The sequence below is a fragment of the Mucilaginibacter jinjuensis genome, assembly GCF_028596025.1.
In the GTDB taxonomy this organism is placed as follows: domain Bacteria; phylum Bacteroidota; class Bacteroidia; order Sphingobacteriales; family Sphingobacteriaceae; genus Mucilaginibacter; species Mucilaginibacter jinjuensis.
Window position 1 is genome coordinate 4,952,271 of sequence record NZ_CP117167.1, and the last position, 18,737, is coordinate 4,971,007.

Genomic DNA, 18,737 nt, shown 5'->3' on the forward strand with positions numbered 1-18,737 from the left:
ATAAAACACCATGCTTCAAATACAGGAAAACGCTTCGCTTACAAACTTCAACACTTTTGGGATAGCTGCTACAGCACGTTATTTTACCGAGATTACCCACGAAGATGAACTGGTTGAACTTTTTCTGGACGAGCAATGGAAACACTTGCCACGCCTGGTTCTAGGGGGTGGCAGTAATATGTTGTTTGTAAAAGATTTCGATGGATTGGTAATCCGTATGAATATCCGGGGCATTGAGCACCGCATTAACCACGAATATGTGATTGTAGAAGCCGGTGCGGGCGAAGTTTGGAATGAGCTGGTAACTTACTGCGTTAACTATGGCTTTGCAGGTATGGAAAACCTGAGTTTGATCCCCGGTTCAGTTGGCGCATCACCCATCCAAAACATTGGCGCTTATGGTGTGGAACTTAAAGATGTATTTCACAGCTGTCGTGCTTTTGAGATCGCCACAGGCAAGTCCAGGACTTTTCTAAAAGATGAGTGCGGTTTCGGCTATCGCGAAAGTGTATTTAAATCTGAACTGAAAGGCCAGTACATCATTACACAAGTTAAGTTCGAGCTATCGCTTAACCCTAATCTTAATTTGGGATACGGTGCTATACAACAAGAGCTGGAGAAAAACAATATTGCCAATCCTACTATTAAGGATGTATCAGCAGTGGTATCGCGCATACGAGTATCCAAACTGCCAGATCCTTCTACCATTGGTAATGCGGGTAGCTTTTTTAAGAACCCGGTTATTGGCGAGGAGTTATTTAAGCAGATCCATGCCCAGTTTCCCGAGGTGGTAAACTATCCAACTGCCGATGGTGGCATTAAGCTGGCGGCTGGTTGGCTGATAGAGCAATGCGGCTGGAAAGGCAAAACCGTTGGAAATACCGGCACCTGGAAAAACCAGGCCTTGGTATTAGTGAACCATGGAGAGGCCACCGGGAGCGAAGTGTATACATTATCGTCGCAAATCATAGACAGTGTGTACACTAAATTTGGCGTTATGCTGGAGCGCGAGGTGAATATTATTAATTAATTTAGTTTCCTGTTGGTTAATAATTGACGTTTTAATTGTATCCATTCTGTTACAATCAAACCTTTTTATGGTTTTAAATAATCAGCAAATCAATTATAAAACCTTTTAAAACAGCTTATTTACAGACATTTAACTGACATTTTAAAAGCAAATCAAGTAAACGTGCTAAGCCTAACTTCATCATCGTTCTAAAACCTGTTCATCGTAGTAAATAGCCAATTGGTCTAAAACGGCATCGTGTTTGTCTAAGTAACTGTACAAAACACTACCAACATGACAAAGATTGAGTTTAACACCATGGTGCTTCGTCAAGCCAGTTCACTACGTTCATACGCTTTGCACTTTACACATGATGCAGATGATGCTAACGATCTTGTGCAAGACACAATGTTAAAGGCGATAACTTATTATAATAAGTTTAAAGAAGGCACTAACTTAAAAGGATGGTTATACACCATCATGAAAAATACTTTCATAAACAACTACCGTCGTTTTGTGAAAATGAGCACATTCGTAACCAAGTCTGAAGAGATTTCTTCTGCTAATCTGGTTTTCAGCTCAACAAAAAACCAAGGCGAGTCTAAATTTGTGATGGATGATATCCGCCGCGCTTTAGACAGGTTACCTGAAGATTACTATGTTCCCTTCACCATGTATTTTGAAGGCCATAAATACCACGAAATTGCAGACCACCTGACTATCCCGATCGGTACCGTTAAAACCCGTATCCACGTAGCACGTAAACTGCTTAAGAAAAACCTGAAAGCTTATGATAACGGTGTTAAAAAACCAATCTACGCTGAAGAAGATTAATTGATTTTAAACTCACCAATATATAAATGGAAGGCCTGGCTTAGTTGTCAGGCCTTTTTTATTTACACAGTTGATTGAGTGAGTGGTTGATTAAGTGAGCAGTTGTTGTTTCAATAAACCAGTCAACTACTCACTTAATCAACTCGATCAACCACTCACCCCAAATTAAAATACTTAATCACCTCCCCTGCCGCAACTTGTCCAGAAATTAGAGCAGGCGGCACACCTGGTCCTGGTACAGTAAGTTGGCCGGTATATAGCAGGTTCTTTACCTTTTTAGATCGCATAGCGGGTTTAAAGAATGCCGTTTGTGAAAGGATGTTCGATAGGCCATACGCATTTCCTTTAAAGGAATGATAATCAGCTTTAAAATCATTCAGTGCGTAACTGCGTTTTACTACGATGTTATTGCGGATGTTATTACCGGTGATCTTTTCAAAACGGTCCATCATCAGGTCGAAATACTTTTCGCGGGTAACGTTATTATCTTCTAAGCCGGGGGCTATCGGCATCAGGAAAAATAAGTTTTCTCCATTAGCCGGTGCAACTGTATTATCAGTTTTAGAAGTACAGGCTACGTAGAATAATGGCTTATCGGGCCACTTGGCTTGGGTGTAAATATCGGCAGCATGCTGTTCAAAATCTTCATCGAAGAAAAGGTTGTGGTGCTGGATACCTTCCACCTTGCAATCAGTCCCTATATAAAATAACAGGCTCGATGGCGACATTACCCGCTTGTCCCAATATTGCGGCGTATAGTTTTGATTCGGCTTGTCTAATAATTCCTGGTCAACATGTGCATAATCAGCACCGGCTACAACAAAATCAGCTTTGTAATTGCCCCGGTTAGTTTTTATGGTGGATACTATTCCATTAGCTGTTTCTATCGAAAGCACTTCGGTACTCAGCTTAATTTCTACGCCCAATTCTTCGGCAGTTTTAACCATGGCCTTAACAATCTCGTGCATCCCTCCCATGGGGTACCAGGTACCTAAGGCAAGGTCAGCATAGTTCATCATGCTGTACATGGCCGGGGTATCCTGCGCGGTTGCTCCTAAAAACAGGACAGGGAACTCGAGCAACTTTATTAGCTTAGGGTTTTTGAAGTACTTTCGCACGTGCTTACTCATGCTGGTGAGCAATTGTATGCTAAAACTTTTTTCAATCAGGTTCCAGTCGATAAACTCACCTATATTGTGCGAGGGCCGAAACACATATTCGCCCATACCTACCCTATATTTATATTCGGCTTGCTTTAAAAATGCTCTGAGATTTGTGCTGCTACCGGGTTCCTCCTGCTCAAATAATGCTTCGAGTTGCTGCATATCAGCAGGCACGTCCATATAATCATCCTTGCCATAGTAAATGCGGTAGCCGGGATCGAGGCGTTTCAATTCATAAAAATCGGATGGCTTGTAGCCGAATAAGGCAAAGTAGTTTTCGAAAACATCCGGCATCCAGTACCAACTGGGGCCCATATCAAATTTAAAACCTTCAGATTCCCAAAGCCTTGCACGACCGCCGGGTTGATCGTTCTTTTCCAGCACTGTAACTTTAAAGCCTGCTTTGGCCAATACGCTTGCTGCAGCTAAACCGGCAAAGCCGGCACCGATAACAATAATATGTTTGGGGATGGTGTTATTCATTTATGTGGTACAGACGTCACAAAGTAAGCAATTGTTTGTTGCTACTAAGTGCGGATAGTTAAAATATGTACATTTGATTTATAGTGCTGATGACCCCGATGACATTATATGATGAAACATGCTTTGAGTGCAGTAAGTTAATTACGGCCAAATACAGCACATCTTTTAGTAAGGGCATCAAGTCCTTCGATAAGCGGTTTCGTAATCCCATTTATGCCATTTATGGCTTTGTAAGGTATGCCGATGAAATTGTAGACACCTTTCACGAGCATGATAAACTTCAGCTGATCAGCGGATTCAGAAAGGATGCTTTTGAAGCTATTGAACGCGGCATCAGCACCAATCCGGTATTGCAATCGTTTCAGCAGGTGGTTAATAAATACAAGATCCATCATGAGCTGATCGATTCTTTCTTACTTTCTATGGAGATGGACCTGGATAACAAGATCTATAACCGCGAAAGTTATTGCACTTATATTTATGGTTCGGCCGAGGTTATCGGCCTCATGTGTCTTAAAGTTTTCTGCGAAGGGAACGAAGAACAGTATCAGCAGTTAAAACCCCGGGCTTGTAGTCTGGGTGCAGCTTTTCAAAAGATCAACTTTTTGCGCGATGTAAAATCTGATTTTGAAGAACGCGGACGTACCTATTTTCCTAACATCGATTTTAATAACTTTACCGAAGCTGATAAACAACACATTGAACGGGAAATTAAGCACGATTTTGACGAGGCTTACGAAGGTATTAAAGCCCTCCCCAGCGATGCTAAGCTGGGTGTTTATGTGGCTTATGTTTATTATTTGCAACTGTTTAAAAAGATAAGCCAGACCCCGGCAAGCGTGATTATACAGAAAAGAATCCGTATATCAGACACGCGCAAACTGGCTTTATACTTTAAAGCGGTGCTGCAAAAAAAGTTAAAAGCGATTTGATGTTTAAAAAGCATTTACTATTTCTGATACTCACATTTACTACATTAATGGGCTTTGCGGATACCCCGCAACCCAATATACCTCACCTGCGCAAAAAATTGATGCAGGCCATAAACAGCAAACCAACAACAGACTCATTATACAAAAGCCTGGAAATGATACAGCAACGATCTGGGTTGCTGAATGGCTACATGGGCGCGCTTGAAGCCTTAAAAGCCAAGCATGCCTGGAATCCTTACTTCAAGATTAAATACCTTAGTAACTGCGAGGATACTTTTAAAGAAGCGGTAGCGCAAGACCCGCATAATATCGAGATTAGGTTTATGCGCTTTTCTGTTGAACATAATGTACCTGGCTTTTTAGGATATACCAAAAACCTGGCTGTCGATAAACAGGAAATGATCCATCAGATTGAGCTAAAAAATTATGGCACCGCTGATAAAGAGTTGGTGATTACCGTTATTAAATTTATGCTCGATTCTAAACATTGCACTGCTGATGAAACCAACTTCCTCAATAAAACCTTAGCCGCTTTAAAGTGAAATATACTTACCTGCTCATTAACTTGCTGACGGTTATTTTCCCCATAGCCCTTTCGTTTGATAAGCGGGTGCAATTTTATAAAAGCTGGCGTTTCATCTGGCCCGGCATGGCTATTACAGGTATCATGTTTTTATTTTGGGATGTGCTATTTACCATTAAAGGGGTATGGAGTTTTAATGATAACTATATTATTGGCATTCGTTTATTTCAGCTACCGCTGGAAGAAATTTTATTCTTTCTAACCGTACCCTTCTCCTGCATATTTATTTATGAGTGCCTTAATTATTATGTGAAATGGCAGGTGCCGCAAAGGCTTAGCAAATCCATTTCTATTATACTGATGTCTGTAAGCCTGGTACTGGCTATTGCCTTTCACAATCGGCTATACACCATTGTAACCTTCACACTGCTTTATGTATTGTTAGGAGTATTGCAGTCCTGGTTAAAAAGTAAATGGCTTAGCCGCTTTTATATGGCTTTTGTAGTGAGCCTGATACCTTTCTACATTGTGAATGGTATATTAACCTCGATCCCCATTGTACTATATAATAATCAGCAGAATATGGCTTTCAGAATTGGTACCATTCCTTTTGAAGATCATTTTTATTTGATGGCTTTGCTGATGATGAATATTGCCTTTTTCGAATATTTCCGTAATAAAAAATTAAAAGCTTTATGAGCGATTTACCGGTATACACCAAATCGCAGCTGGCCTTACGTAACGGGCAGGATAAACCTCAGATTTGGGTGGCTTTAAATGGTATTATATACGATGTTACCGAAAGTCGGCTGTGGCGAAACGGCAAGCATTATGAGCACTGGGCCGGACAGGATTTAACTGAGGAATTGGCCGATGCTCCGCATAGCGAGACGGTGTTTGAAAAGTTTGTGGCAGTGGGGAGATTGGGCTTCTGATTAAGCGTGGGCGGGTGTCATGTTGAGGCTCTCGAAACATGTGGGCAAAGGCCTTTACGCACACCCTTCGACGGAGCTCAGGGTGACAGCCAGCACACTCTTTAGAAATTCATCCCCTACTAAAAAACCCCGCACTTTACGAAACGGGGTTCTTTAGTATTTTGTGTTTTATACCTCCTATCAAGTATAAAAATCGCTAATAATATTAAATTATTTAGCTGCAGTGTTTTTAGATTCCTGAACTTCTAAACGAATAGCTTGAGCTAAGTTTTTAAGATCTTGCATACCTTTACGAACGCGTGTGCCGGCAGCGCTGTTGCCTTTGTTGTAAAATTTGTCAGCATCTGCTTCCAGAGAAGCAATCAGTTCTTTCACTTCGGTAAATTTTTTCATTTTAAGTTACTCCTTTAATTAGTTGAGGTTTAATTGTTTTAACTAAGGCTAATCTAAACTCTTTTTTTATTAAAAAAAAATTTACAGGCCAAAATATGCCTTTAAAGTGTGTTTTTAGCATTTTTCAACCCACCAAATGTCATCATCAATCATAATTTTAACAGATGTGCGAAAATTTTAAAACTTCTTATAGTGAGGTGTCAAATTTATTGCGTATTTGTTACCAAAAATACCCCGTCTATATACGCTAAACGATTATACACACCCTTTTCACACTTAACAGGTGGGTTTAAAATAAGAAAGACCTCCGGCAAGCCAAAAGTCTTTCTTATTAATATGATGTTATTGTTGTATTAAGCTACAACAACATTCTCTTTGTATTCGCCCGCTTTCAGTTTTTCGTGTACAATGCTTAAGGCTTTAATAGTAACCTCAACATCCTCAATAGTATGTAAAGCAGTTGGGATCAGGCGTAGTTCGATCAAACCTTTTGGTATAACCGGGTAAACTACGATTGAGCAAAAGATACTGTGATTTTCGCGCAGATCTCGAGTTAAGCTGGTAGCTTCCAGCAAATCGCCTTTTAAGAATACCGGGGTAACCATGGTATCAGTAATACCGATATCGAAACCGTTATCTTTTAAACCTTTTTGCAGGCTCGAAGCAACTTTCCAAAGGTTATCGCGCAGTTCAGGGCGAGATTTTAACAGTTCGAAACGTTTCTGTAAACCAATTACCATTGGCATAGGTAACGCCTTGGCAAACGTTTGTGAGCGCATGTTATAACGCAGGTAGTTTACAATATCCTGATTAGCGGCAACAAATGCACCGATACCAGCCATTGATTTGGCAAAAGTACCGAAGTATACATCTATACCATCAACGCAATCCTGCTCTTCGTGTGTACCTGCTCCTGTTTTACCCATAGTGCCAAAACCATGTGCATCATCGATCAGTAAACGGAAGTTGAATTTATCTTTTAAAGCAATGATCTCTTTCAGCTTACCTTGTGCACCCGACATGCCGAATACGCCTTCAGTAATCACTAAAATACCGCCACCGGTTTGCTCAGTTAAGCGGGTAGCGCGCTCCAGTTGTTTTTCGAAGCTTTCGATGTCGTTATGCTGATAAACAAAGCGTTTACCCATGTGCAAACGTACGCCGTCGATGATACAAGCGTGCGATTCTGCATCATACACAATCACATCATTACGATCAACCAGTGCATCGATGATAGATACCATACCCTGGTAACCATAGTTTAGTAAGAAAGCGTCTTCTTTACCCACAAATTCGGCAAGGCCGGTCTCAAGTGCTTCATGATATTTGGAGTTACCAGACATCATACGTGCACCCATTGGATACGCCATACCAAAATCGGCAGCAGCTTTTGCATCTGCTTCCCTTACTTCGGGATGATTGGCAAGGCCCAGATAGTTATTTAAACTCCACACCAAATGCTCTTTCCCGTTAAAATACATGTGCGGCGCTATTTCACCCTCCAATTTAGGGAATGAAAAGTACCCATGCGACCATTTTTGATGCTGGCCCAGCGGCCCGCCCATAGTCTTTGCTATCTTGTCAAATAAATCCAAAACGTCTTATTCTAAATTTTGCCAATAATATACAAATATAACCGTATTTCGCGCTCAGACAATGGTTATAACTTTTTATAATGGGTTATAACAAAAGAGCCTTTGTAAAGTTATACAAAGGCTCTTTAATCTATAGTTTATATTAATTAATCAACATTATCGTGTAAAAACGAGTTGTTTTTTCTGATCTCAGTTTGGCCGTCTGTATCGGTTAATGAAAACCTTGAGATCTGGCTCTCGTCAGACATTGGCGTTTGCTGCAGTGCAATTTCCTTACGTTTGTAAGCAGGTACATTTTCCAGCTCCTGTAAGTTGCCGTTGCGCAGTTTCATGCTCAGGTCTTTCAAACGCATAATACGCTCGCGAGATTTACGCAACTGCTCTTCGATAGATTCATCAGTTTTGTGATCATCCGCACCAACAACCGGTTGCGGCTCTGGTTCAGGCTCTGGCTGGGTAACAGGTTCTGCCTGCATCACCGGCTCAAAATTCATTACAGACTCAGTTACCTTGAAGGTAAACTCGATACCCGGCTCGCTATCATTGCTTGGTGCAGCAGCTGGCTCCTCTGGCATTAGGCTATGCTTAATAACAGAAGGTTGCGATGATGACTGTTGATTAGCTTCTTCGCCTTTGGCAAACAGGTCAAATAAACCGGTTTGTTGCTTTTGTGTATCCTTTTTCAGGAACATTTCTGCATTGGCGTTAGCCTCTTCCGTTTTTGGCGTTACAAACTCGTTAATAGGTTTTACCAGTGGCGCATTCTCAGGCACCAGCATTGATACTACCTTTTTATTGTTCTGTTCTTTTTCGCGCTCGTCTTTAGTTTGGAAACCTGTAGCGATGATGGTTACCGAAAGCTTATCGCCCAGGGCCTCATCTTTACAGTTACCCCAAATTAAATCAGCAGCTAAACCGGCTTCTTCCTGAATGTAATCTGTAATAACAGAAACCTCATCCATCGTAACCTCTTTGTCGCCAGAGCTGATGTTTAACAGGATGTAGCGAGCACCTTCAATTTCGTTATCTTTCAATAACGGCGATGATAATGCACCTTCTACAGCACGCAGCGCACGGTTTTCACCTTCAGCTGCACAGCTACCCATGATAGATACACCGCTGTCGCGCATTACTGTGCGCACATCTTTAAAGTCAACGTTGATATAACCCGGTAAGGTGATAATCTCTGCAATACCTTTGGCGGCTGTAGTTAATATATCATCGGCTTGCGCAAAGGCAGAACCTAAGGTTAAGTTTCCGAAGATCTGGCGAAGACGGTCGTTAGAAATTACCAGGAAAGAATCTACATTTCTTTTCAGTTCTTCCAAACCTTCTTCGGCTTGCATTTTACGGCGTTTACCCTCGAAAGAGAAAGGCATAGTTATAATACCCACGGTTAGGATATCCATTTCGCGGGCTGCTTTAGCAATGATAGGGCTTGCACCGGTACCGGTACCGCCACCCATACCGGCAGTGATAAACAGCATTTTGGTGTTAACACCCAGCATTTGCTTAATATCGTCGATGTTTTCGATAGCCGAATTTTTACCTACTTCAGGTATAGATCCTGCTCCCATTCCTTCGGTTAAACTGGCGCCTAATTGTACCTTATTAGGTATTGGGCTTAACTCCAATGCCTGGGCATCGGTGTTACAGATTATGAAATCTACACCCATAATGCCTTGTCTGTACATGTGGTTTACTGCATTTCCACCGCCGCCTCCAACACCAATTACTTTGATGATAGAGGATTTTTCTTTTAACATTTCAAACTGCATGATCTTGTTTTTCAGCTAAATGAGCATTGGCAAATCATTGACTTTGCTTAATGTAATAATAAAAGTTTTTCCACATAGTTTATTAACAATTGTCAACAATGTGGAAAACTTCTTAATTGTTAATTTATTTAAGGAAATCCTCGTCCTTGATATCGTCTTTAATGAAACGTTTGCCCGTTTCGAGGATCTTACCCAACAAACCGAACTTTTTATCGTCGGTGTATTTTTGCTTCTCAATTTTGGCCTGCTGCGGTGCAGTTTGCTCTAAATTGTCATACTCGGTTTTCTGGATACCCTTTATCAACAAACCAATACCGGTTGCATAAGTAGGGCTTTGCAGCTCTTCGTATATGTTTTTAGGCAATACTTCGTTCTTGGCCAAATGCTCGTTAGGGTAACCCACGCGGCAATCTAAACCGGTTACATATTCTACTAGTTGCGGCAGGTGTTTCAACTGCGCACCACCACCTGTGATAACGATACCACCGATCAGTTTTTTCTCGTAACCTGATGATTTGATCTCGTAGTAAATATGCTCCACGATCTCTTCCATACGGGCCTGGATTACATAAGCCAGGTTTTTAACCGAAATTTCTTTCGATTCGCGGCCACGTAAACCCGGCACGCATACAATCTCGTTCTCTTTATTTTCATCAGCCAAAGCAGAGCCAAATCTTACTTTCAATTGCTCGGCTATGTTACGCATTACAGAACAGCCCTCGCGAATATCTTCGGTTACGCTGTTACCACCAAATGGAATAACCGCGGTGTGACGGATAATACCTTCGTGGAAGATAGCCACATCTGTAGTACCACCACCGATATCAACCAAAACAATACCAGCCTCTTTTTCTTCATCGCTTAAAACAGATTCAGAGGATGCTAATGGCTCCAGTATCAGCTCCTGGCTTTCCAAGTGAGCTTTGGTAACACATTTCACTATATTTTTAATGGCAGTTACCTGGCCCGAAATGATATGGAAGTTAGCTTCAAGACGTACGCCTGCCATACCAATCGGGTCTTTAACGCCGGGTTCGTTATCTACCGTAAACTCCTGTGGTAACACATGGATAATTTCCTCGCCCGGAGGCATTACCAGGTTATACATATCTTCAATCAGCTTTTCAATGTCCTTGCGGCTGATCTCAGAATTTAAATCGCGACGGGTTATCAAACCGCGGTGTTGCAGGCTTTTAATGTGCTGACCTGCGATACCTACATTTACAACCCTGATTTCTACGTTTGATTGTGATCCCGCTACCTCTACCGCCTGGGTGATGCCCTGTACCGTTTTATCGATATTGGAAACCATACCACGCGTAACACCGGCCGATTCGGCTTTGCCGATCCCCAGTATTTCTATCTTTCCGTTTTTGCTACGGCGGCCCACAATTGCACAAATTTTTGTAGTACCTATATCAAGGCCTACAATAATTGGCGAAGTTTTGTCGAGTGTTGAGCTTTTGTCCATAATCAATTCTTTATATGCGATGTGTCCTGAATCTTGTTCTGTAATGAATCTGGTTTTACAGCCGAAGCCGGTTTAACCGATCCATCTTTATTAGTACTGTCTTTCTTTACGCCAATAACCTGGTTGGCGTATTTTATATTAATGAGTTTATAGGCCTCCCAGCCTACTCTCGGTATAGCCTGCTTGTAAAAAGCAAGCAGGTTGGCAAATTTGGTTTGCAGTGAATCTGCATTACCCAGCAAAATGCGGTCGTTACCCACACGGGGTATCAGCTCCATTTCGTGTTGCTGGTTTACGTAGATCTGTGCTATTTGCGCGTTCCACAAGGTATCTTTCGATATAAATGCGGCGGTTTTAAAAACCTGTTTAGCCATATCGGTATGCAGCGTATCAATCTTATTACCAAATGGTTCTTCAATAAAACCATTGGCTGCCAGTACGCGGGCCGTAAAATTGTTAGACAGCGGGACTTTTAAACCGTGTTCGTCTACATAAAAGTCCTTATCAAACTGGGTCATCATACGTAAAATAGGCGTGCGCTGCGTAACTTCTACCCTTATAACGCCATCCATATCGGCATATACCTGTGCCGTTTCTATGAAGGCATTTGCCTTTAATTTATTCTCAAGGTCGTGCATGTTAATGCCGGCAATCCTGCGACCTATTAGTGTATTTGTACTGTTTAAATGTAATATGTTATCTATCTCCTCCTTATCTATAAAATACTGGTTGCCGGGGATGTAAACCTTTACATCCTTACAAACCACTGCCTCTTTTTTAACATTAATAAAGCTCATGAGCACAACAACCCCGCTAAGGGAAGCCGCCCATGCCAGCCCGATCAATATTGGTTTCCAAATCTTCTTCTTAAACATCGCTCAAGATTTGTTTTAAAGGTTGAACCAACTGATCTATATCTCCAGCCCCTACGGTCAGCAACAGTTCGGGCATTTCGGCCTTAATGTATGCCAGCGTTTCAGCTTTGCTTAATATCTTTTTGTCTGATAATGTTACTTTATCCAGCAGCATTTGCGAGGTTACGCCTTCAATAGGCAACTCGCGCGCCGGATAAATCTCTAACAATATCAGTTCATCTACCATGCTCAGCACTTCGGCAAAGTCATCGGCAAAATCGCGCGTACGGGTAAACAGGTGCGGCTGAAAAATGGCCGTCAGCTTATTATCCGGATAGATTCTTTTTACTGATGATATGGCCGCCCGCAACTCTTCGGGGTGATGCGCGTAATCATCGATATAAATATGTTCTGGTGTTTTAACCAAATACTCGAACCTGCGTTTCACACCACGAAATGCAGTTAACGCAGCTTTAATTTTTTCCGGCTCTACACCAACCAACAAAGCAGCCTGTATGGCAGCCACAGCATTCTCTACATTATGGATGCCAGGGATACCCAGATGGATGTTAGATATTTTAACACTGTTAGATATAAAATCAAAAAAGAACTCTCCATTTTCAATCCTGATATTCTCGCCATAAACATCGGCCTGCTCTTTAATACTGTAGGTTAAAGTGCTGCTGATCTCCAAACCTTTTTTGGCGATAACGTTACCGTTTGCTTTCAGTTGCGAAACAAACAATTGAAACGATTCATTCAGATGGCTATGATCTCCATAGATATCCAAATGATCTGCATCCATCGAGGTTACAATGGCAATATCAGGATGCAGGGTCAAAAACGAGCGATCATACTCATCGGCCTCAACCACCATGATATTGTTTTTACCATACAGCACATTGGTGTTGTAGTTTGATGCAATGCCACCCAAAAATGCCGAGCAATCTTTACCCGAATGTTTCAGGATATGTGCCACCATGCACGATGTAGTAGTTTTACCATGCGTACCGGCAACCGCAATGGTATACATACCCTCGCTTAAAATACCCAACACCTGCGAACGCTTAAACAGCTTAAATCCGTTATCGATAAAGAAATTCAGGATCTCCGAATTTTTAGGGATAGCGGGCGTCCAGATAATCAGCGTATGCTCATCAGGCGAATGAAATTCGGCCGGAATTAATGCGCTATTATCTTCAAATACTATTTCAATCCCCTCATTGCTTAACTCTGTAGTCAACGGGGTCGAAGTTTTATCGTAACCACAAACGGCACAACCCAGGTGCGCAAAGTAGCGGGCAAGGCCACTCATGCCTATACCGCCAATGCCTACCAGGTAAACCCTTTGTATGTTACTTAACTTCATTTTTCAGTTCTTTATTTAATCAGCTTTATTACTTCGTGGGCAATATCTTTATCGGCATTTGGCAAGGCCAGGGTACCAATGTTTTTGCTCAGCGTAGCTTGCTTGTCTTTATCATTTAATAGTTCCAGCGCCTTATCAACCAGGGTTGTTTCTGCATCACGGTCAGCCACAAATAAAGCGGCGTTATCATGCACCAGGGCAAGTGCGTTCTTAGTCTGATGATCTTCGGCCACATTTGGCGAAGGCACCAGGATAACCGGCTTCTTCACAATACACAACTCGGCAATTGTACCTGCACCAGCACGTGATATAATCACGTCCGCAGCGGCATAAGCCAAATCCATACGACTCAGAAACTCGGTAATCACCACATTTTCGTGATAGTCTTTACCCAATTCTTCGATCAGCGTTTTATAATAGCTCTTGCCTGTTTGCCATATCACCTGCACATCGGCATCAATCAGTTTTTGCAAACCAGCGCGGATGCTTTTGTTCAGTGTACGTGCGCCCAGACTACCACCTGTAATTAATATCGTTTTCTTCTCGCTCGATAGCTTTAACAGCTCCAAAGCTGCCATGCGTTTCTTCGCTATATCAACCGAATCCTTCCGTACCGGGTTACCGGTTTTGATGATCTTATCGGCAGGAAAAAACTTATCCATGCCATCAAAAGCCACACATATTTTTTCGGCCTTGTTGCCCAGCCATTTATTAGTAATACCTGCATAAGAGTTTTGCTCCTGAATGAGGTATGGGATCTTTTTCAACGAGGCGGCGTACAATAAAGGGCCGGATGCATAACCACCCACACCAACTGCAGCATCAGGTTTAAAATCTTTGATGATCTGGATAGCCTTCAGCACACTTTGCGCCAGCTTGATCGGGAACATCAGGTTCTTCACGATAGAACCACGCTGGATACCCTGGATATTTAGTCCAATAATTTTATAACCAGCCGCCGGAACTTTTTCCATTTCCATACGACCAAGCGCCCCCACAAACAAAATCTCAGTATCAGGATCGAGCGCCTTTAAAGCATTGGCAATTGATACCGCCGGGAATATATGCCCCCCAGTACCGCCACCACTTATAATGATGCGTGGAGCCGAACTTTTAGTTTGATGCTGTTTTCCCATTGATATGTTGTCCTAAGTATCTTTTGTCTTTCGTCCTTAATCCTTCTTCCCCTTACGCCATTTCTATTTCGCCTACTACTACTTTATTGTTTTCTCTTTTATTTGCTTCTCTTAAATTTCCTTCTTTACCGATGGCATTTTCGCCCGTTGTTTCGTCAATATGCCTGCTAACCGACAGGATAATACCGAACGCCACACTGGTAAACAAAATCGACGTACCACCCATACTAACCAATGGAAGCGGTACCCCGCTCACCGGGCCTAAACCTACCGCAATAGCCATATTGGCAAACGCTTGTATAGTTAAGCTGAAACTTAGCCCGGCCGCAAGCAAAGCACCAAAGGCTTTAGGCGCTTTGGTTACTATTTTAACACATCTATAAAGTAGAAACAGGTAAATGGCTATGACCAGCAGGCCACCGATTAAACCATACTCTTCTACAATTGTTGCATAAATAAAATCTGAGTACGATTGCGGTAAATAATTACGCTCTGTACTGTTACCCGGTCCTTTACCAAACACTCCGCCTGTTGCAATAGCTATCTTGGCATGATCGGCCTGGAATGATTTATCCGGGTTGGCCTTCTCCGGGTGCATGTAAGCTTCGATACGCGATTTATACGTAGCGCGACGTGGACCTAACAGCACCACACCTGCCAGTAAAAACGCACCTGCCAAACACACCACAGCAATTTGCTTAACACTAATACGGCCCATAATGAGCAGTAAAATGCTAACACCAAAAAGCATTAAAGCCGTAGATAAGTTGGCCAGTGCAATCAAAATAAACACCACACAAACCGAACCCATAATAGGGATAAAGGATTGTTTAACATCCTTAATGTTTTCCTGCTTGCGCGATAAGGTGCGTGCCAGGTAAGTGATCAATGCCAGCTTAGCCAAATCCGATGTTTGGAACGTTAAACCCGTACCGGGGATGGCTACCCAACGGCTCGCATCATTCACGTGGCTACCAAACACCAAAGTATAAACCAGCAATGGCAGCGTAATTACCATCAGCACTTTAGAGATACCGGCATAATAGCGGTAATCCAACTTGTGCGAAATGTACATCAGCGCAATACCACCCAGGATCATGAACATGTGTTTCATCAAATACCGTTCTGCGCCGGTATCATGCTGATAAGCGATGGTACCTGTTGAGCTGTAAACCGCCATCATAGAAATGGTAGACAGTAGTATTACTATCAACCAGATCCAGCGATCGCCTTTGGTTCTGCTAAGTATGTTATCCAATGCTATCATTTTCATTTCGGATTTCGGATGTTCAATTTCGGATTTATCCCCCCGTCATCCCGAACTTGTTTCGGGATCCCACATGCTAAGTCGCCGACCTGGCTTGTGGGATCCCGAAACAAGTTCAGCATGACGTTCTATTTATTGTTCTTTCTTCATCTTTTCAATTCATTGCCAAATCGACAAATCATCAAATTATCTAATTACTAAAGATCCATTACTGCCTTTTTAAACTGATCGCCTCTGTCTTCATAATTCTTAAACAGGTCGAAACTGGCGCAAGCTGGTGACAACAAAACGGTGTCGCCTTTTTTAGCTAAATGGTAGGCTACATAAACTGCCTCTTGTGCCGATTGTGTATCGATAATCTCGGTAACCATGCCTTTAAATGCCTGGTGGATACGTTGGTTTTCTTTACCCAGACACACAATTGCTTTTACTTTTTGCTTAACTAAGTCCTCGAGCATGGTATAGTCGTTGCCTTTATCAACGCCGCCCATAATCAGGATAATTTCTTTTGGTGTGCTCTCTAATGCAAACCAGGTTGAGTTAACGTTAGTGGCCTTAGAATCGTTAACGAAATTGATACCAGATATTTTGCCTACCTGCTCCAGCCTGTGTTCAATATTCTTGAAATCGCCCATACTTTCGCGTATAGTTGAATTTCTTAATTCGAGCACTTTTGACACAATACCTGAGGCCATAGAATTGTGAATGTTGTGCTTTCCCTGCAGAGCCAGTTCGTTGATCGACATAATAAATGTTTCTTGTAGTTGGTTAGTTTGTATAATGATGTTGTTTTCGGGGTCTAAATAAGCTCCCGGATTTTCTTTTTTTATAATTGAGAATGGCAATTGCTGCGCACCAAACGTGCGGCCTTCCATTCCTTTTATCGTTTCTGAATCATCAGCACAATAGATAAAATAATCTGCCGCCGTTTGATTTTGTGCTATGCGGAATTTTGAAGCCACATAATTCTCCATTTTGTAATCGTACCGGTCTAAATGATCGGGTGTGATGTTGAGCAATACTGCGATGTCAGCCTTAAACTCGTACATATCGTCCAGCATAAAGCTGCTGATCTCCAGCACATAGTAATCGAACTGCTCGGTAGCCACCTGGTAGGCGAAGCTTTTACCAATATTACCAGCTAAACCCACATTTAAACCAGCTTTGCTCAGGATGTGATAAGTAAGGCTGGTTGTGGTAGTTTTACCATTCGAACCTGTAATACAGATCATCTTCGCATTGGTATAGCGGCTTGCAAACTCAATCTCCGAGATCACTGGTGTACCCTGCGCTCTCAGTTTCTTAACCATCGCGGCCTTCTCCGGTATACCCGGACTTTTTATCACCTCCGTTGCATTCAGAATCTCGCTTTCGGTGTGCTGCCCCTCTTCAAAGCGGATATTCCAATCCTGAAGCTGTTTTTTGTATTTATCGGCAATAGCACCCATGTCCGAAACAAACACATCAAAACCCTGCTGTTGGGCAAGATATGCCGCCCCAACACCGCTTTCGCCTGCACCGAGAATGGCTAACCTCTCCCCAACCCTCTCCAAAGGAGAGGGAGCTTTAGTTGATATGTTATTCGCTTCGCTCATTTATCTTTTTAGTTTTCCGTAGAGACACAATACTTTGTGTCTCTCTTTCTATTTTGTACAGAGACACAAAGTATTGTGCCTCTACGGTTAATTGTCTTGTTTCTTGTCTCTCGATTCTTGACTCTCTTTTACCTTATTTTCAGCATCAACACCGTTATAATCGCCAGCATAATGCAGATAATCCAGAAGCGGGTAACAATTTTTGCTTCGTGGAAACCCTTTTTCTGATAATGGTGATGCAGTGGTGCCATCAGGAAAACCCTTCGGCCTTCGCCAAAACGTTTCTTGGTGAACTTAAACCAGCCTACCTGGATGATCACCGAAAAATTCTCGACCACAAAAACACCGCACAGTATCGGCAGCAATAATTCCTTACGGATCATAATGGCAAACACTGCGATGATACCGCCGATTGCCAAACTACCTGTATCGCCCATAAACACCTGTGCCGGGTACGAGTTATACCACAGGAAACCCACACAAGCCCCAACAAACGCACCGGCAAAAACCACCAGCTCTCCCGAATTAGGGATGTACATAATGTTGAGATAATCCGCTATCATCGTATTACCGGATACATAAGCCAGTATGGCCAGCGTAACCCCGATAATGGCCGAAGTACCCGTTGCCAAGCCATCGATACCATCAGTAATATTGGCCCCGTTTGATATAAAGGTGATAATGAAGATCACAAAGGCCAGAAACACCACCAGTGCGTATCCTTCGTAATTGTGACCGCCAAATTTTAACACCTTACCGTAATCAAACTCGTTGTTTTTATAGAACGGGATAGTGGTTTTGGTCGATTTAATATCCTGGGTGTAAACAGGGGTTTTGCCTTTCCAATGGAAATCAACCGGGGCATCATATTTAACCGGAAGTTTTACTTCCTGGCGGATGATGATGTCCGTATGGAAATACATTGTCCACCCGATGATAATTGCTAAACCAACCTGACCAATAATTTTAAACCTGCCCGCTAATCCTTCTTTATTCTTTTTAAATACTTTAATATAATCGTCCAAGAAACCGATAGCGCCTAACCAAACAGTGGTAATCAGCATCAGTATCACATAGATATTTCCCAGCTTAGCGAACAGCAAAGTGGGGATCAGGATGCCCAGCAAAATGATGATACCACCCATTGTTGGTGTACCTTGCTTTTGCATCTGGCCTTCCAGACCCAGGTTTCTAACTGTTTCACCTACCTGTTTGTAGCGGATATAGTCAATCAATCTCCTACCCCAAACCGTAGTTACGATAAGCGACGTAATAACTGCCAGTGCCATCCTAAACGTGATGTACTGAAACAGCCCCGAGCCGGGAAAACTGTAGTTTTTATCTAAATAGCTAAACAGATAATATAACATGCTCTTCTCTTTGTGGCAGTGTGCTGATAT

At 42.3% G+C, this 18,737-nt stretch carries 17 protein-coding genes; 6 read left to right on the forward strand and 11 right to left on the reverse strand.

Annotated elements, in window-relative coordinates; translation table 11 throughout:
* Positions 1 to 10 precede the first annotated feature (10 nt).
* The gene (murB, locus tag PQO05_RS21320; protein ID WP_273629470.1) at positions 11 to 1,030 is read left to right on the forward strand and encodes a UDP-N-acetylmuramate dehydrogenase; all 1,020 of its coding nucleotides are present in this window, start codon (positions 11 to 13) and stop codon (positions 1,028 to 1,030) included.
* A 273-nt stretch (positions 1,031 to 1,303) separates the two neighbouring features.
* Positions 1,304 to 1,843 (forward strand): RNA polymerase sigma factor, encoded by a 540-nt coding sequence (locus tag PQO05_RS21325; protein WP_158827120.1) that lies wholly within the window; start codon positions 1,304 to 1,306, stop codon positions 1,841 to 1,843.
* A 155-nt stretch (positions 1,844 to 1,998) separates the two neighbouring features.
* Here the strand turns inward: PQO05_RS21325 and PQO05_RS21330 are convergent, their stop codons facing one another.
* The gene (locus PQO05_RS21330; protein WP_273629471.1) at positions 1,999 to 3,489 is read right to left on the reverse strand and encodes a phytoene desaturase family protein; all 1,491 of its coding nucleotides are present in this window, start codon (positions 3,487 to 3,489) and stop codon (positions 1,999 to 2,001) included.
* 89 nt (positions 3,490 to 3,578) lie between these two features.
* Between PQO05_RS21330 and PQO05_RS21335 the strand changes: the two genes are divergently transcribed.
* Genes PQO05_RS21335 through PQO05_RS21350 form a run of 4 tightly spaced genes read left to right on the forward strand, consistent with a single transcriptional unit; the run spans position 3,579 to position 5,879 of the window.
* Positions 3,579 to 4,421 (forward strand): phytoene/squalene synthase family protein, encoded by an 843-nt coding sequence (locus tag PQO05_RS21335; RefSeq protein ID WP_337941823.1) that lies wholly within the window; start codon positions 3,579 to 3,581, stop codon positions 4,419 to 4,421.
* Positions 4,421 to 4,963 (forward strand): hypothetical protein, encoded by a 543-nt coding sequence (locus PQO05_RS21340; RefSeq protein ID WP_273629472.1) that lies wholly within the window; start codon positions 4,421 to 4,423, stop codon positions 4,961 to 4,963. The genes PQO05_RS21335 and PQO05_RS21340 overlap by 1 nt, the downstream gene beginning before the upstream one ends.
* Positions 4,960 to 5,643 carry a lycopene cyclase domain-containing protein gene (locus tag PQO05_RS21345; RefSeq protein ID WP_273629473.1) on the forward strand — a complete coding sequence of 228 codons (684 nt, stop codon included), beginning with the start codon at positions 4,960 to 4,962 and terminating at the stop codon, positions 5,641 to 5,643. The genes PQO05_RS21340 and PQO05_RS21345 overlap by 4 nt, the downstream gene beginning before the upstream one ends.
* A complete protein-coding gene (locus PQO05_RS21350) occupies positions 5,640 to 5,879 on the forward strand; it encodes a cytochrome b5 domain-containing protein (protein ID WP_273629474.1) in 240 nt (79 codons plus the stop codon). Before PQO05_RS21345 ends, PQO05_RS21350 begins: the two co-directional genes overlap by 4 nt.
* 210 nt (positions 5,880 to 6,089) lie before the next feature.
* Here the strand turns inward: PQO05_RS21350 and PQO05_RS21355 are convergent, their stop codons facing one another.
* From PQO05_RS21355 to mraY, 10 genes are all read right to left on the reverse strand, one after another.
* Complete coding sequence (locus PQO05_RS21355; RefSeq protein ID WP_273629475.1) at positions 6,090 to 6,272, reverse strand: histone H1; 183 nt, start codon at positions 6,270 to 6,272, stop codon at positions 6,090 to 6,092.
* Between the two features lie 353 nt (positions 6,273 to 6,625).
* Positions 6,626 to 7,867, reverse strand: coding sequence for an aminotransferase class I/II-fold pyridoxal phosphate-dependent enzyme (locus PQO05_RS21360; protein WP_273629476.1), 1,242 nt, complete (start codon positions 7,865 to 7,867; stop codon positions 6,626 to 6,628).
* Between the two features lie 146 nt (positions 7,868 to 8,013).
* Positions 8,014 to 9,645, reverse strand: coding sequence for a cell division protein FtsZ (gene ftsZ, locus PQO05_RS21365; protein ID WP_273629477.1), 1,632 nt, complete (start codon positions 9,643 to 9,645; stop codon positions 8,014 to 8,016).
* 124 nt (positions 9,646 to 9,769) lie between these two features.
* Complete coding sequence (ftsA, locus tag PQO05_RS21370; RefSeq protein WP_273629478.1) at positions 9,770 to 11,116, reverse strand: cell division protein FtsA; 1,347 nt, start codon at positions 11,114 to 11,116, stop codon at positions 9,770 to 9,772.
* Positions 11,117 to 11,118: 2 nt separating this feature from the next.
* On the reverse strand, positions 11,119 to 11,991 hold the full coding sequence (locus PQO05_RS21375; RefSeq protein WP_273629479.1) for a cell division protein FtsQ/DivIB: 873 nt from the start codon (positions 11,989 to 11,991) through the stop codon (positions 11,119 to 11,121).
* Positions 11,984 to 13,339 carry a UDP-N-acetylmuramate--L-alanine ligase gene (gene murC / locus PQO05_RS21380; RefSeq protein ID WP_273629480.1) on the reverse strand — a complete coding sequence of 452 codons (1,356 nt, stop codon included), beginning with the start codon at positions 13,337 to 13,339 and terminating at the stop codon, positions 11,984 to 11,986. Before murC ends, PQO05_RS21375 begins: the two co-directional genes overlap by 8 nt.
* Positions 13,340 to 13,350: 11 nt before the next feature.
* Positions 13,351 to 14,475 carry an undecaprenyldiphospho-muramoylpentapeptide beta-N-acetylglucosaminyltransferase gene (gene murG, locus PQO05_RS21385; RefSeq protein WP_273629481.1) on the reverse strand — a complete coding sequence of 375 codons (1,125 nt, stop codon included), beginning with the start codon at positions 14,473 to 14,475 and terminating at the stop codon, positions 13,351 to 13,353.
* Between the two features lie 52 nt (positions 14,476 to 14,527).
* Positions 14,528 to 15,742, reverse strand: coding sequence for an FtsW/RodA/SpoVE family cell cycle protein (locus PQO05_RS21390; protein WP_273633545.1), 1,215 nt, complete (start codon positions 15,740 to 15,742; stop codon positions 14,528 to 14,530).
* Positions 15,743 to 15,939: 197 nt separating this feature from the next.
* A complete protein-coding gene (gene murD, locus PQO05_RS21395) occupies positions 15,940 to 17,337 on the reverse strand; it encodes a UDP-N-acetylmuramoyl-L-alanine--D-glutamate ligase (protein ID WP_273629482.1) in 1,398 nt (465 codons plus the stop codon).
* A 128-nt stretch (positions 17,338 to 17,465) separates the two neighbouring features.
* On the reverse strand, positions 17,466 to 18,707 hold the full coding sequence (gene mraY / locus PQO05_RS21400) for a phospho-N-acetylmuramoyl-pentapeptide-transferase (RefSeq protein ID WP_273629483.1): 1,242 nt from the start codon (positions 18,705 to 18,707) through the stop codon (positions 17,466 to 17,468).
* Positions 18,708 to 18,737: the final 30 nt, after the last annotated feature.

Excerpts from the sequence above, each read along its gene's own strand:
- murB (WP_273629470.1), top strand. The coding sequence starts at position 11 with ATGCTTCAAATACAGGAAAACGCTTCGCTTACAAACTTCAACACTTTT.
- PQO05_RS21325 (WP_158827120.1), top strand. The coding sequence starts at position 1,304 with ATGACAAAGATTGAGTTTAACACCATGGTGCTTCGTCAAGCCAGTTCA.
- PQO05_RS21330 (WP_273629471.1), bottom strand. The coding sequence starts at position 3,489 with ATGAATAACACCATCCCCAAACATATTATTGTTATCGGTGCCGGCTTT.
- PQO05_RS21335 (WP_337941823.1), top strand. The coding sequence starts at position 3,579 with ATGACCCCGATGACATTATATGATGAAACATGCTTTGAGTGCAGTAAG.
- PQO05_RS21340 (WP_273629472.1), top strand. The coding sequence starts at position 4,421 with ATGTTTAAAAAGCATTTACTATTTCTGATACTCACATTTACTACATTA.
- PQO05_RS21350 (WP_273629474.1), top strand. The coding sequence starts at position 5,640 with ATGAGCGATTTACCGGTATACACCAAATCGCAGCTGGCCTTACGTAAC.
- PQO05_RS21355 (WP_273629475.1), bottom strand. The coding sequence starts at position 6,272 with ATGAAAAAATTTACCGAAGTGAAAGAACTGATTGCTTCTCTGGAAGCA.
- ftsZ (WP_273629477.1), bottom strand. The coding sequence starts at position 9,645 with ATGCAGTTTGAAATGTTAAAAGAAAAATCCTCTATCATCAAAGTAATT.
- ftsA (WP_273629478.1), bottom strand. The coding sequence starts at position 11,116 with ATGGACAAAAGCTCAACACTCGACAAAACTTCGCCAATTATTGTAGGC.
- PQO05_RS21375 (WP_273629479.1), bottom strand. The coding sequence starts at position 11,991 with ATGTTTAAGAAGAAGATTTGGAAACCAATATTGATCGGGCTGGCATGG.
- murC (WP_273629480.1), bottom strand. The coding sequence starts at position 13,339 with ATGAAGTTAAGTAACATACAAAGGGTTTACCTGGTAGGCATTGGCGGT.
- murG (WP_273629481.1), bottom strand. The coding sequence starts at position 14,475 with ATGGGAAAACAGCATCAAACTAAAAGTTCGGCTCCACGCATCATTATA.
- PQO05_RS21390 (WP_273633545.1), bottom strand. The coding sequence starts at position 15,742 with ATGATAGCATTGGATAACATACTTAGCAGAACCAAAGGCGATCGCTGG.
- murD (WP_273629482.1), bottom strand. The coding sequence starts at position 17,337 with ATGAGCGAAGCGAATAACATATCAACTAAAGCTCCCTCTCCTTTGGAG.
- mraY (WP_273629483.1), bottom strand. The coding sequence starts at position 18,707 with ATGTTATATTATCTGTTTAGCTATTTAGATAAAAACTACAGTTTTCCC.